Source organism: Streptomyces sp. NPDC005485 (assembly GCF_040606085.1).
GTDB lineage: Bacteria > Actinomycetota > Actinomycetes > Streptomycetales > Streptomycetaceae > Streptomyces.
Window position 1 is genome coordinate 1 of record NZ_JBEXDZ010000218.1, and the last position, 12,604, is coordinate 12,604.

Here is a 12,604-nt window from a genome sequence, read left to right on the forward strand (position 1 = left end):
GGGACGAACATTGCGACCCCGGGGCCGTGTCGCGCCGCCTCGCGGCGTCGCCTCCGTTCAGTGACCCAGTACGGCCCCGTCGGTGTGCTCGGGGCCATCGGGCTCCTGGACGGCCGGCAGCAACAGTTCCTCGTACCGGCCCAGTGCCAGCACAAAGCCGATCATCACGATCGGCACGATCACCAGGAGTGCCGCCACGAGCGCCAGAACCGCCATGGCCTGTCCTTCCCCAGGAGGAACACGGATGCGGGGGGTGTTTGCAGGGGGTCTTGGCCGGGTCTCCCCGCGGCACGCGGACAAACCCCGCGCCGAGCCCCCGTGTCGATCCCCGTCGCACGGGTACGCGGTGGCCACCCGCGAAGATCTGGAGGAGTCAAGGAGTCATGGAACGAGGCAGTGACCGGCTGAACGTCCACCGCGACGACGAGATGAAGCACGAACTGCAAGGCCTGCTGAGGTCCGGGCATCCCACCCGGGCCGAGGAGTGGCACGATCCGGAGCCGGCCGCCGACGACGATCCCGAGATCGCGGGCGGCCCCGTGGCACCGATGCGCTCGCCCGCCTCGCTGGAGACGGTGCGCTTCGAACTGGCGCGAATCCTGGGCCGTACGACGTTCCCCGCGGGGCGCCGCGAGTTGATCGGCATCCTGCGCGACAAGTACGCGCCGGACGGGCTCGTCGAAGCCCTGGAGGGACTGCCGCGCGAGGCGCGCTACGCCACGGTGCAGGAACTGGCCGAGGCGGTCGTCGGCACCCACCGGAGCACCCGGTGACCAGGCATGGGCACAGGGCTCAGGGGTACTGCGGCCGACACCACCCCGATGCACCCCCACCCCCCACGACGGGGAACGCAGGAAGGGTCCACAGCCATGGCTGAGTTCGTGAGGGAAGTCATGACGCCAGGCGTCGTCGCCGTACGGCCGGACGCCTCGCTCGTCGAAGCCGCACAGCTCATGCGCGCCCAGGACGTCGGCGACGTCCTGGTTGCCGGCGAGCACCAGGTCATCGGGGTGCTCACCGACCGTGACATAGCCCTGCGGGCCGTCGCCGACGGCGTCGACCCGCTGACCGTGAGCGCCCAGGCCGTGTGCACCCCCCGCCCCGTGGTCGTCTCCCCGGACGACGAGGTGGCCACCGCGGTGGAGCTGATGCGCGAGCACTCGGTGCGCCGACTGCCCGTCGTCGAGGACGGACGCCCCGTGGGCATGGTCAGTCTCGGAGACCTGGCGCTCGCGCGGGACCCGGGTTCGGCACTCGCCGACATCAGCCGCGCCGAGCCGGACAGCTGGCCGGGCGCCGCTCCCACGTGAGGGAGAAATCCGACATGGACCATGCGCGAGCCCCCGTCCTGGAAGCGCTGGAGACGTACCACCGCTCGGGTCGGCACGCCTACTCACCACCGGGCCACAAGGGCGGCACCGGGGTCGACACACGGGTGGCCCTGACCCTGGGCGCCGACGTGTTCGCCTCCGACGTACTGGCCCTCAACGGACTCGACGACCGGCGGATGTCCGGCCGATTCCTTGAGCACGCCGAGGAGTTGATGGCGGACGCGGTGGACGCGGACCGTACCTGCTTCTCGACCTGCGGCAGCTCGCTGTCGGTCAAGGCGGCCATGCTGGCGGTCGCGGGGCCGGGCGAGAAACTGCTGGTCGCGCGAAACGCCCACAAGTCGGTGATCGCGGGCCTGATCCTGGCCGGGATCGAACCGGTGTGGGTGAAGCCGCGTTACGACGCCGCCCGGCATCTCACCCACCCACCGGGGCCCGACGCGGTGGCCGAGGCCTTCGGGCGGGCGCCCGACGCCAAGGGCATGCTGCTCGTCACGCCCACCGCGTACGGCATGTGCGCCGACATCCGCGGGATCGCCCAGGTGTGCCACGACCACGACAGGCCACTGATCGTGGACGAGGCATGGGGCGCCCATCTGCCCTTCCACGAGGACCTGCCGAGCTGGGCGATGGACGCGGGCGCCGACCTGTGCGTCACCTCGGTGCACAAGATGGGCTCCGGCCTGGAGCAGGGCTCCGTGTTCCATCTGCGCGGTGACCTCGTCGACCCTGCGGTGCTCACGCTCCGCGCCGACCTGCTCAACACCACCAGCCCGTCGGTCCTGATGTGGGCGGCCCTGGACGGCTGGCGGCGGCAGATGGTGCGGGACGGCCACGAACTCCTGGGCCGGGCCCTCAAGTTGGCGCGGCGGCTGCGCGAGGAGGTGGCGGGCCTCACGGGCCTCGCTCCGCTGGAGGAGCCCGAACTCGTCGGCCCCGACCGGTCGTTCGCGTACGACCCGTTGCTCGTCGTGATCGACGTCTCGGACCTCGGTACGAGTGGCTACGCGGCCGCCGAATGGCTGCGCAACCACCGCCAGGTCGACGTGGGGCTCGCCGACCACCGCCGCATCGTCGCCCAACTCACCCACGCCGACACCGAGGAGAGCTGCGTGGTCCTGCTCGATGCCCTGACCGAACTCGTGAAACAGCGCTCCGCGCTGCCCCCGCCGGCGGCCGTGAGGCTGCCGACCCCCGAGGGACTGGAACTCGAAACCGTGATGCTGCCCCGCGACGCCTTCTTCGGACCGGTCGAGCAGGTGCCCGTCGAGGAGGCGGCCGGCCGGATCGCGGCCGAGCCCGCGAGCCCGTATCCACCCGGCGTACCGGTGTTCTGCCCGGGCGAGCGGATCAGCCGCGAGGCCGCGGAGTTCCTGCGGACAGGTGTGGAGGCCGGGATGTACGTGCCCGACGCCTCCGACCAGTCCCTGCGCACGGTCCGGGTGGTGGCGGAGTGACGCGCGACCAGGCCGCCGCGATCAGCGCCACGGGCGTCACCGTCGACGTGGGCGACACCACGGCCCGCTATCTGCTGTACGGGCTGCTGCCGAGCTGGTTCGTGCCGGGGCTGGCCGACTGGTTGATGCACCGGCGCACCCGGATCGAGGACACCTCCGGCACGAAGGAGTCGCTGATCCACGCGCTGATGATGACCGAGGTGGGCATCCCCATCGCACTGACGCTGCGCTACGAGGTCAACCCCCTGCTGCTGTCGGTGCAGTTGGGCGGCGCGGCCGTGCACGAGGCCACCGCGCTGTGGGACGTGCGCACCGCCGTGCACAGCGAGCGCGAGGTCAAGCCGATCGAACAGCACATCCACAGCTTCCTGGAATCCCTGCCCTTCGCGGCCCTCGCCGCGCTGATGTGCCTGCACTCCGACCAGGTCAAGTCCCTTGCCAGGGGCGGAAGTTCGGATCCGGACGCCTGGCGGCTGGTGCCGCGGCGGCCACAGCTGTCGCGCGGCTATCTCGCGGGGATCGCCGCGGCGATCGGCACCTGTGTGCTGCTGCCCTACGGCGAGGAACTGCTGCGCTGCGGCCGGGCGGCGCGGGCCCGCAGGAAGCAGGCAAGGGACGAAGCCACGTGGCAGGCCGGGGCCGACGAGGCCGTCTGGTCGGCCGGGAAAGGAGACTGATCGCCCATGCGGATCGCATTCCTGACGGCGCCGGAGGGCGTCGAGCAGATCGAACTGACCGACCCCTGGCAGGCGGCGGCCGACGCGGGTCACGAACCCGTGCTCGTGTCGACGAAGCCCGGTGAGGTGCAGGCCTTCGACCACCTGGACAAGGGGGACACGTTCGCCGTGCAGGAGGTCGTGGGCGAGGTCCCGGCGGAGTCCTTCGGCGGGCTGGTGCTGCCCGGCGGTGTCGCCAACCCGGACTTCCTGCGCACGGACGAGCGGGCCGTCTCCTTCGTCCAGGACTTCTTTGAACGGGGGCTGCCGGTCGCGGCGATCTGCCACGCCCCGTGGACGCTGGTCGAGGCCGACGTCGTGCGCGGCCGGGTGCTGACCTCGTGGCCGAGCCTGCGGACCGACATCCGCAACGCCGGCGGCACCTGGGTCGACGAGCAGGTGAAGATCTGCGACCACGGCCCGAACAAGCTGATCACCAGCCGCAAGCCGGACGATCTGAAGGCGTTCTGCGAGGCGTTCCTCGACGTGTTCACCAAGGAGGCCGGCCGATGAGCGACGAGACGGCGGACACCGGCGACCGCAAGCAGCAGCAGCGGGAGGCGTTTCGCGCGGACGACCCCGCGGGCGGTCCGCTCACCACCGACCAGGGCGTGACGGTCGACCACACCGACGACTCGCTGGCCGCGGGCGAGCGCGGGCCCACGCTCATGGAGGACTTCCACTTCCGCGAGAAGCTCACCCACTTCGACCATGAGCGGATCCCGGAGCGGGTGGTGCACGCGCGGGGCGCGGGCGCGTACGGCTACTTCGAACCGTACGAGTCCTGTGCGGAGTTCACCCGCGCCGCCTTCCTGCAGGACCCGGCCGTGCGTACCCCGGTCTTCGTACGGTTCTCGACCGTGCAGGGGCCGAGGGGGTCTGCGGACACCGTGCGGGACGTGCGCGGCTTCGCCACCAAGTTCTATACGTCGGAGGGCAATTACGACCTCGTCGGGAACAACTTCCCCGTCTTCTTCATCCAGGACGGCATCAAGTTCCCCGACTTCGTGCATGCCGTCAAACCGGAGCCGCACAACGACATCCCGACCGGCGCGTCCGCCCACGACACCCTGTGGGACTTCGTGTCGCTCCAGCCGGAGACGCTGCACGCGATCATGTGGCTGATGTCGGACCGGGCGATCCCGCGCAGTTACCGCATGATGCAGGGCTTCGGCGTGCACACCTTCCGGTTCGTGAACGCCGAGGGGCGCGGCACGTTCGTGAAGTTCCACTGGAAGCCGAAGCTGGGCGTGCACTCGCTGGTGTGGGACGAGGCGCAGGAGTGCCAGGGCCGCAACCCGGACTTCAACCGGGGCGACCTGTGGGACGCGATCGAGGCGGGCGAGTACCCGGAGTGGGAGCTGGGCGTCCAACTCGTCCCGGAGGAGGATGAGTTCGCCTTCGACTTCGATCTGCTGGACGCCACGAAGATCATCCCGGAGGAGCAGGTGCCGGTGCGGCCGATCGGCCGGATGGTCCTCGACCGCAACCCGGAGAACTTCTTCGCCGAGACCGAGCAGGTCGCCTTCCACACCGCCAACGTCGTGCCGGGCATCGACTTCACCAACGACCCGCTGCTCCAGGCCCGCAACTTCTCCTATCTGGACACCCAGTTGATCCGGCTGGGTGGCCCCAACTTCACGCAGATCCCCGTCAACCGGCCGATCGCGCCCGTGCGCACCAACCAGCGCGACGGCTACCACCAGAGCGCCGTCCACAAAGGCACGAACTACTTCCCGAACTCCCTCGGCGGCGGCTGCCCCGCCCACGCGGGCGTCGACGGACAGGCGTACACCCACTACGCGGAACGCGTCGACGGCGCCAAGATCCGCAAGCGCAGCGAGAGCTTCAAGGACCACTACAGCCAGGTCGCTTTGTTCTGGAACAGCATGGCCGACTGGGAGAAGCAGCACATCGTGGCGGCCTTCCGGTTCGAGCTCGGCAAGGTCGAGGCGCGGACGGTAAGGGCCCGCACGGTCGAGCAACTGGCCAAGGTGGACGGCGAGTTGGCGGCAGAGGTGGCCCGCGGCATCGGGGTGCCGGAGCCGGACGGGACCGCGCCGGGGACGTACAAATCCGCCTCTCCCGCACTCAGCCTCGAATCCTTGCGCGGCGACGGCTCGATCCGCACCCGGCAGATCGCGGTCCTGGTCGCCGACGGCGTGGACGCCGAGCAGGTGACCTCGGTGCGCGAGGCGCTGGCCGCCGAGGGGGCGATCGTGGAGGCGCTCGCGGCCCGGGACGGCACCGTGCAGGGCTCCGACGGCGAGCAGTACATGGTGGACCGTGCCCTGCCCACTGTGGCGTCGGTGCTCTACGACGCGGTGCTGCTGCCCGGCGGGCCCACCGACACCCCGTCGACCGCGGGCGACCAGGACGCGATGCGTTTCCTGCGTGACGCCTACCGGCACGGCAAGCCGGTCGGTGCGATCGGTTCGGGCGTGGGGGTCGTCTCCGCGCTGGAGCCGGAGGGGTTGCGGCTGTCCACGGAGTTCCACACGGTGGTCGCCGACCACGGTGTGGTCACGGACACCTCGCCGGGCGCCGCGAGCGAGGAGTTCCTGCGGGCGTTCGTGGGGGCGATCGCGGAGCACCGGTTCTGGCAGCGGCCGCCGGTGCGGTGCTGATCGCCACCGGTCGCCCCGGCAGGCACTCGGCGGGTAGAGCACCAGGTGGCAGGCGTCAGGGCCGCCGTCCGAGCAGGCAGTGCAGCCCCGTCTGCACGCGTCCGCTCCGGGCGGCGGCCCCGGTGTCGTGAACAGGCGTCCGCGCGCCCGGCGACGCGCCGGGCGTTCCCTACCGGTCAGGCTCCGCCCGGTGCCCGGTCCCGCGCTCCCTCACGCGTGCGTGCGGCTGCGACGGGGCGGCGCGGGTTGCGGCGCAGATACTCGCCCTCGAGTTGGGCCATGCGCTCGTTGTGGGTGTGCAGCGCGTCGTTGGAACCGTGCAACAGCGTGTCGTGGCGCGTGCGGTGGATCGTCTCCAGCTCTTTCATCAGCTGCTGGTCGTCCAGACGGTCCGGGTCGACTCCGTTCATGGTGGTACCCCGCTCGTCGTGGTCCTTCGCTGCGGTCCGGGTACCCACCCGGGACCCGATTCCCCGAACGGCATCCGGGAGGAAAGCCGTGGATCCGGCCTTCCTCCCCCCACTGTACGAACATCCGGGTCCGCGGGCCTCGCCTCGCGGAGCGCCGCACCGACTCGCGGTACGCCATACGAACATGCCGTCACTAGGCGAACATGAACCTGGCCGAGCGCTGTCTACCGGGCCCGCTCCACCCGTCGCTCGTCCCACACCGGCTCCGGTGTCTCCCGGACGCGGCCGTCGGAGCCGAAGACCAGGTAGCGGTCGAAGGAGCGGGCGAACCAGCGGTCGTGGGTGACGGCGAGGACCGTGCCCTGGTAGGCCTCCAGGCCTTCCTGGAGGGCTTCAGCGGACTCCAGGTCGAGGTTGTCGGTCGGCTCGTCGAGCAGCAGGGCGGTGGAGCCCTCCAGCTCCAGCAGAAGGATCTGGAAGCGGGCCTGCTGGCCGCCCGACAGCTTCTCGAAGCGCTGCTCGGCCTGCGCCGTGAGCTCGTAGCGCCGCAGTCGGGACATCGCGGCGCCGCGGTCCTGGGAGTGCGCCTGCCACAGGATGTCGAGCAGCGTGCGGCCCTGGAGCTCCGGGTGCGCGTGCGTCTGCGCGAAGTGCCCCGGCACGACGCGGGCGCCGAGCTTCCACTCCCCCGTGTGCGCGACCGTGTCACCGGCGAGCAGGCGCAGGAAGTGCGACTTGCCCGAGCCGTTGGAACCGAGCACGGCGACGCGCTCGCCGTAGAACACCTCCAGGTCGAAGGGGTTCATCAGTCCGGTGAGCTCAAGTCCCTTGCAGGTGATGGCCCTTACGCCGGTACGGCCGCCGTGCAGGCGCATCGTGATGTCCTGCTCACGCGGCGGCTCCGGCGGCGGTCCGGCCTCCTCGAACTTCCGCAGCCGGGTCTGCGCCGCCTGGTAACGGGACGCCAACTCATGGCTGATGGAGGCCGCCTGACGGAGGTTCAGCACCAGCTTCTTCAGCTGGGCGTGCTTCTCGTCCCAGCGGCGGCGCAACTCCTCGAAGCGCGCGAAGCGTTCCTGCCGTGCCTCGTGGTAGGTGGCGAAGCCGCCGCCGTGCACCCAGGCGTCCGCGCCGGTGGGACTCGGCTCCACGCTGACGATCTTCTCGGCGGCACGGGCCAGCAGTTCGCGGTCGTGCGACACGAACAGGACGGTCTTGCGGGTCTCCTTGAGCCGCTCCTCCAGCCAGCGCTTTCCGGGGACGTCGAGGTAGTTGTCCGGCTCGTCCAGGAGCAGCACCTCGTCGGTGCCGCGCAGCAGCGCCTCCAGCACCAGCCGCTTCTGCTCACCACCGGAGAGCGTGCGCACCTCGCGCCACTGCGCCTTCTCGTAGGGGATCCCGAGTGCGGCCATGGTGCAGATGTCCCAGAGCGTCTCGGACTCGTAGCCGCGCACCTCGGCCCAGTCGGAGAGCGCCTGCGCGTACTGAAGCTGCGCGGCCTCGTCGTCGACGGTCATGATCGCGTGCTCGGCGATGTCCACCGCCCGCGCGACCTCACGGATGCGGGGCGGGGCGACCGAGCACAGCAGCTGCCGTACGGTCGTCTCGTCGCGTACGGAGCCGACGAACTGCGGCATCACACCGAGCCCGCCACTCACGGTGACGGTTCCCCCGTGCGGCTTCAGCTCCCCGGAGATCATGCGCAGCAGAGTCGTCTTGCCGGCGCCGTTCGGCCCGACCAGGGCGACGACGGCGCCCTCACCCACCCGGAACGACACATCGCCGAGCAGCACCCTCCCGTCGGGAAGGTAGTACTCGAGATGTGCGGCTTCCAGATGTCCCATGGGGAAGCATTCTCCGGGGACCGAGGGGGTCTGGGCAAACGCGTATTCGCCCGGGGGCGAGAAGCCGCCCGTGCCGGGTACCCGCCTCCCATGAGCCCAGACGTCGATCTCACCGTCCGCCCGCCGGGGCACCACATCCTGCGGGACCGGTTCCTCGCCGCCGACTGCCGCCTTTTCGAGGCGGTGGCGACCCGCCACTGGCCGGGCTGCGACCGCCTGCTTCCACGGCTGAGCCGCACCGCCAACCACGGCGTGCTGTGGTTCGGCGCCGCGGCCGCGCTCGCCGCGAGCCGCACCCCCCGGGGCCGCCGGGCCGCTGCGCGGGGCCTCGCGTCGCTGACCCTCGCCTCCGCCACCATCAACACGCTCGGTAAGCGTTCGGTGCGCCGCCCCCGCCCGGCCCTCGACGCGGTCCCGCTGATCCGGCAGCTGTCGAGGCAGCCGATCACCACGTCGTTCCCGTCGGGCCACTCCGCGTCGGCGGCGGCGTTCGCGGCGGGCGTGGCGCTGGAGTCCGGCGGCTGGGGCGCGGCGGTGGCACCGCTCGCCACCGCGGTGGCCGTCTCCCGCGTCTACACCGGCGTGCACTTCCCGAGCGACGTCGTCGTGGGCGCGGCCCTCGGTGTGGGCGCCGCGTATGCCGTACGGGGCATGGTGCCGACCCGCGACCGGATCCCGCCGCCCGGCCGGCCGCGCGTGGACGCGCCCGCGCTCCCGCAGGGCGAGGGCCTCGTCGTCGTGGCCAACAACGGCGCGAACAGCTCGGACCGCATCCGGGCACTGCGCGACGCCCTGCCGCTCGCGGAGACGGTCGAGTGCGAACCGGCCGACATCAAGGACGAGTTGGAGAAGGCCGCTACGCATGCCCGGGTGCTCGGCGTGTGCGGCGGCGACGGCACGGTGAACACAGCCGCCGAGGTCGCCCTGCGCCACGGGCTGCCCCTCGCCGTCCTGCCGGGCGGCACCCTGAACCACTTCGCACTCGACCTCGGCGTGGAGGACGTCCGCGACCTGGCCCGCGCCGTCCGGCAGGGCGACGCCGTCCGCGTGGACGTGGGCCTCTTCTCCTCGGGCACCCGGCAGGGCTGCTTCCTCAACACCTGCAGCCTGGGCGTCTATCCGGAGCTGGTGCGCGAGCGCGAGCGGTGGTCGCGGCGCATCGGTGGCTGGCCGGCCGGGATCCTCGCGGCCCTGCGCGTGCTGCGCGCCGACCACCATCCGCTGGAGGCCCGGTTCCGGGACGGGACCCACCCGCTCTGGCTGCTGTTCGCGGGCAACGGGACGTATCACCGGATGGGGCTCGCACCCGCCCGCCGCTTCGACCTCTCGGACGGACTGCTCGATGTGCGCGTCATCCACGGCGGGGGGCAGCCCGCCGTGCGGCTGCTGGCCGCGGCGCTGGCGGGGCCGCTGACCCGCTCCCCCGCCCACGCGGCCGTACGGGTACGCCGGCTGCGGGTGGACGGGGTGGCGCCCGGCACTCTTCTCGCGTACGACGGCGAGGTCACGGAGGTCTCGGGCGAGGTGACGCTGGAGAAGCTGCCGGAGTCGCTGACGGTCTACCGTCCACTACCACTGAACTGACTACCTGTCAGACCCCATGACCTGCACCGGTTGTTCCATATAGTAAGACACGGATCTCATTATTCGACATGGGCGCGTACGGTGATGCGTACCGACGAAAGAGGGGAGCGGCCATGTCGAAGGCGCAGGAGACCGCCGTCTACACCCACGGGCACCACGAGTCCGTGCTCCGTTCGCACGTGTGGCGCACCGCCGCCAACTCGGCGGCGTACCTGCTCGGTTCGCTCAAGCCCCACATGCGCATCCTGGACATCGGCTGCGGCCCGGGCACCATCACCGCCGACCTGGCCGCACTGGTCCCGGACGGGCACGTGACCGCCGTCGACCACGCGCCGGGCATCCTGGACCAGGCGCGGGGGGTGGCCACCGAACGCGGCCTGGAGAACGTCGACTTCGCGGTGGCGGACGTCCATGCGCTGGACTACCCGGACGACACGTTCTGCGTGGTCCACGCCCATCAGGTGCTCCAGCACGTGGGCGACCCGGTGCAGGCGCTGCGCGAGATGCACCGGGTGACCAGACCCGGCGGCTACATCGCCGTGCGTGACGCGGACTACGCGGCGATGACCTGGTATCCCGAGCTGCCGGGGATGACCGACTGGCTGGACCTGTATCTGCGCGTCGCTCGCGCCAACGGGGGCGAGCCGGCCGCCGGGCGGCGTCTGAAGGCGTGGGCCCTGCGGGCCGGGATCACGGACATCACGGCCACGTCCAGCACCTGGACCTTCGCCACCGAGGAGGAGCGGGCGTGGTGGAGCGGGCTGTGGGCGGACCGCACTCTGGCGTCGGCGTACGCGGAGCGCGCCACCGAGGACGGCCATGCGACCACGGAAGAGCTGCGGGCCGTCTCGGACGCCTGGCGGGAGTGGGGGCGGCGGGAGGACGGCTGGTTCTCCGTACTGCACGGAGAAATTCTCTGCCGAAAGGACGTCTGATCCGGGTATTCCTGGAAACACGGTATGCAGGAGGTTCACACTATGGTTCCCATCCTGCTGGTTCTACTTCTGGCGCTGGTCCTTTTCGGATTCGGATTCGCAGTAAAAATACTGTGGTGGATAGCGCTGATCGTCCTGGTCGTATGGCTACTGGGATTCCTGGTTCGCAGCACGAGTGCGAGCGGATCCCGGGGCCGCTGGTATCGGTGGTAGCCCTATTCCCTAGGAAGTAGCGGTCCGAGCGGCCCGAGGTCCAGATTAAGGTCCTCGGGCCGCAGTCCGTATCGCTCCCGCAGTTCCGTCATACGCTCCTCGAGAAGCATGAGCGTGAGCCCGATCCGCTCTTCCTGGTCCTCGGTCAGCTCGCCCGTGTCGAAGCGGCGCAGCGCCTGCCGTTCCATCAGCTGGCGCAGCAGCTCGACTACGGTGAGGACGAGCTTGACCAGGTCCCGCTCCACGGTGTCGGGGTCGAGGTCCAGGCGGTTGCGTTCCTTCGGGGTCCGGCCAAGTCCGTTCACGTCCGGTTCACTCACAGCGACTCCCCCCACGGCGACGGGACCTGGGCACTCACGGAGCTGATGAGCGCGTTCAGGTCGATGCGCACGAGGTCGACGTCCGCGATCCGCAGCGTGATGTCCCCGGCGATGACGACTCCGCCCGCGAGCAGCCGGTCGAGCAGGTCGACGAGCGCGACTTCCCGGCGTTCCACGACGGTCACGAGCCCTCCTCACCGGCATCGTCCAGTCCGCTGAAGGAGTAGGCGGCCCACGGGCCGGTGAGTTCCACGCGTATTCCCGGCACGTCGTCCTTCGTACGTTCCACGAGTTCCACGAATGCCTCGGATTCCGAGCGCGGCACAAGGTAGGCGGCGTTGAGGACATTGACGCCCGGCGACTGGGACAGCTGCGCATTCTGGGGCGCGTGAACACGCGCGCCCTCGGCGTGGGCGGAAAGCGTTCCGTGCAGCTTGTGCGCGTATTCGTCGGCCTGTACCCGCATGTCCTCGTGGCTCCGGTTCTGCATACGGCGTCGGCGCAGATAGTCGCGCCCACTGGATGGCTTTCCGGCCGGTTCGGGCATCTCCGTACGCTTTTCCGCAGAAACGACGCCGGTTTGTTCCGCGTAGACCTTGACGCCCCATTCCACCCGGCCGTCGAGCCGGTCGAGGGTGCGCTGGAACTGTTCCTCGCGCGCCTCCATCATCGTGCGGACCCCGCTGTCGTCCCGGAAGACGGTGGCGAGCCGCAGCGGCAGCGGGCTGGTGACGACGGTCAGCGCGTCGATGACGGCCTGGTGCGCGCGGGCGGTGGCGCTCAGCCACTCCAGGTCCTCCAGGTGTGCCCGCAACGGCGCTTCGGCGAAGTCCTGCTCCGCGACCGTACCGACCACGGCGACCAGGTCACCGTGGGTCAGCAGCTTGGGCGGGACGCCCGCGACGCCGGTCAACTGGGCCGGCAGCGTGGCCTGAAAGGGGCGGCAGACGGCGTAGACGTAACGCAGGCCGCTCATGTTCGTGGTCATGCGGACTCCTTCGGGGGGTCGCGGGGAGCGTGACGTGAGGGCTCCCGCGAGCGCTCCCTCGATGACTCCTCCGAGGAGTCGCGGGGCGCCCCCGGGCGGGGGGCGGCGCGCGCCCGCGCGGCGGGGCGGTCCCGGCACACCCCGGTGTCCCCGGCGGGGTGGGGGCGGGGGGCGCCGGG

Annotated in this window: 15 protein-coding genes; 9 read left to right on the forward strand and 6 right to left on the reverse strand. The window is 70.9% G+C overall.

Annotated elements, in window-relative coordinates; all coding sequences use genetic code 11:
• Positions 1 to 57 precede the first annotated feature (57 nt).
• Positions 58 to 216, reverse strand: coding sequence for a hypothetical protein (locus ABZS97_RS40415; protein ID WP_356147418.1), 159 nt, complete (start codon positions 214 to 216; stop codon positions 58 to 60).
• A gap of 167 nt (positions 217 to 383) precedes the next feature.
• Here ABZS97_RS40415 and ABZS97_RS40420 point away from each other — a divergent pair, with 167 nt between their 5' ends.
• The 6 genes from ABZS97_RS40420 (at position 384) to ABZS97_RS40445 (ending at position 6,131) form a co-directional block, all read left to right on the forward strand.
• Positions 384 to 773 carry a DUF2795 domain-containing protein gene (locus tag ABZS97_RS40420; RefSeq protein WP_356147421.1) on the forward strand — a complete coding sequence of 130 codons (390 nt, stop codon included), beginning with the start codon at positions 384 to 386 and terminating at the stop codon, positions 771 to 773.
• A 96-nt stretch (positions 774 to 869) separates the two neighbouring features.
• Complete coding sequence (locus ABZS97_RS40425) at positions 870 to 1,310, forward strand: CBS domain-containing protein (RefSeq protein ID WP_356147425.1); 441 nt, start codon at positions 870 to 872, stop codon at positions 1,308 to 1,310.
• 14 nt (positions 1,311 to 1,324) lie between these two features.
• Complete coding sequence (locus ABZS97_RS40430; RefSeq protein ID WP_356147430.1) at positions 1,325 to 2,788, forward strand: aminotransferase class I/II-fold pyridoxal phosphate-dependent enzyme; 1,464 nt, start codon at positions 1,325 to 1,327, stop codon at positions 2,786 to 2,788.
• A complete protein-coding gene (locus ABZS97_RS40435; RefSeq protein WP_356147434.1) occupies positions 2,785 to 3,465 on the forward strand; it encodes a diguanylate cyclase in 681 nt (226 codons plus the stop codon). Before ABZS97_RS40430 ends, ABZS97_RS40435 begins: the two co-directional genes overlap by 4 nt.
• Positions 3,466 to 3,471: 6 nt before the next feature.
• The gene (locus tag ABZS97_RS40440) at positions 3,472 to 4,017 is read left to right on the forward strand and encodes a type 1 glutamine amidotransferase domain-containing protein (protein WP_356147437.1); all 546 of its coding nucleotides are present in this window, start codon (positions 3,472 to 3,474) and stop codon (positions 4,015 to 4,017) included.
• The gene (locus tag ABZS97_RS40445) at positions 4,014 to 6,131 is read left to right on the forward strand and encodes a catalase (RefSeq protein ID WP_356147440.1); all 2,118 of its coding nucleotides are present in this window, start codon (positions 4,014 to 4,016) and stop codon (positions 6,129 to 6,131) included. Before ABZS97_RS40440 ends, ABZS97_RS40445 begins: the two co-directional genes overlap by 4 nt.
• A gap of 176 nt (positions 6,132 to 6,307) precedes the next feature.
• Here the strand turns inward: ABZS97_RS40445 and ABZS97_RS40450 are convergent, their stop codons facing one another.
• Positions 6,308 to 6,541, reverse strand: a complete 234-nt coding sequence (locus ABZS97_RS40450) for a DUF6158 family protein (RefSeq protein WP_356147443.1) — start codon at positions 6,539 to 6,541, stop codon at positions 6,308 to 6,310.
• A 224-nt stretch (positions 6,542 to 6,765) separates the two neighbouring features.
• Positions 6,766 to 8,385, reverse strand: coding sequence for an ATP-binding cassette domain-containing protein (locus ABZS97_RS40455; RefSeq protein WP_356147446.1), 1,620 nt, complete (start codon positions 8,383 to 8,385; stop codon positions 6,766 to 6,768).
• A 90-nt stretch (positions 8,386 to 8,475) separates the two neighbouring features.
• Here ABZS97_RS40455 and ABZS97_RS40460 point away from each other — a divergent pair, with 90 nt between their 5' ends.
• The 3 genes from ABZS97_RS40460 to ABZS97_RS40470 all read left to right on the forward strand — a co-directional run bounded on the left by ABZS97_RS40460 (position 8,476) and on the right by ABZS97_RS40470 (position 11,117).
• Entirely contained in the window at positions 8,476 to 9,969 is a 1,494-nt protein-coding gene (locus ABZS97_RS40460; RefSeq protein ID WP_356147449.1) for a phosphatase PAP2 family protein, read from the forward strand.
• Between the two features lie 113 nt (positions 9,970 to 10,082).
• On the forward strand, positions 10,083 to 10,904 hold the full coding sequence (locus ABZS97_RS40465) for a class I SAM-dependent methyltransferase (protein ID WP_356147452.1): 822 nt from the start codon (positions 10,083 to 10,085) through the stop codon (positions 10,902 to 10,904).
• Positions 10,905 to 10,946: 42 nt separating this feature from the next.
• Positions 10,947 to 11,117 (forward strand): hydrophobic protein, encoded by a 171-nt coding sequence (locus tag ABZS97_RS40470; RefSeq protein ID WP_356147455.1) that lies wholly within the window; start codon positions 10,947 to 10,949, stop codon positions 11,115 to 11,117.
• A 2-nt stretch (positions 11,118 to 11,119) separates the two neighbouring features.
• On the opposite strand, the gene ABZS97_RS40475 is transcribed toward ABZS97_RS40470, so the two are convergent.
• The 3 genes from ABZS97_RS40475 to ABZS97_RS40485 are packed head-to-tail and all read right to left on the reverse strand — an operon-like array spanning position 11,120 to position 12,413.
• Entirely contained in the window at positions 11,120 to 11,437 is a 318-nt protein-coding gene (locus ABZS97_RS40475; protein WP_356147458.1) for a gas vesicle protein K, read from the reverse strand.
• A complete protein-coding gene (locus ABZS97_RS40480) occupies positions 11,434 to 11,622 on the reverse strand; it encodes a gas vesicle protein (protein ID WP_356147461.1) in 189 nt (62 codons plus the stop codon). The genes ABZS97_RS40475 and ABZS97_RS40480 overlap by 4 nt, the downstream gene beginning before the upstream one ends.
• A complete protein-coding gene (locus tag ABZS97_RS40485) occupies positions 11,619 to 12,413 on the reverse strand; it encodes a GvpL/GvpF family gas vesicle protein (protein WP_356147464.1) in 795 nt (264 codons plus the stop codon). Before ABZS97_RS40485 ends, ABZS97_RS40480 begins: the two co-directional genes overlap by 4 nt.
• Positions 12,414 to 12,604 lie beyond the last annotated feature (191 nt).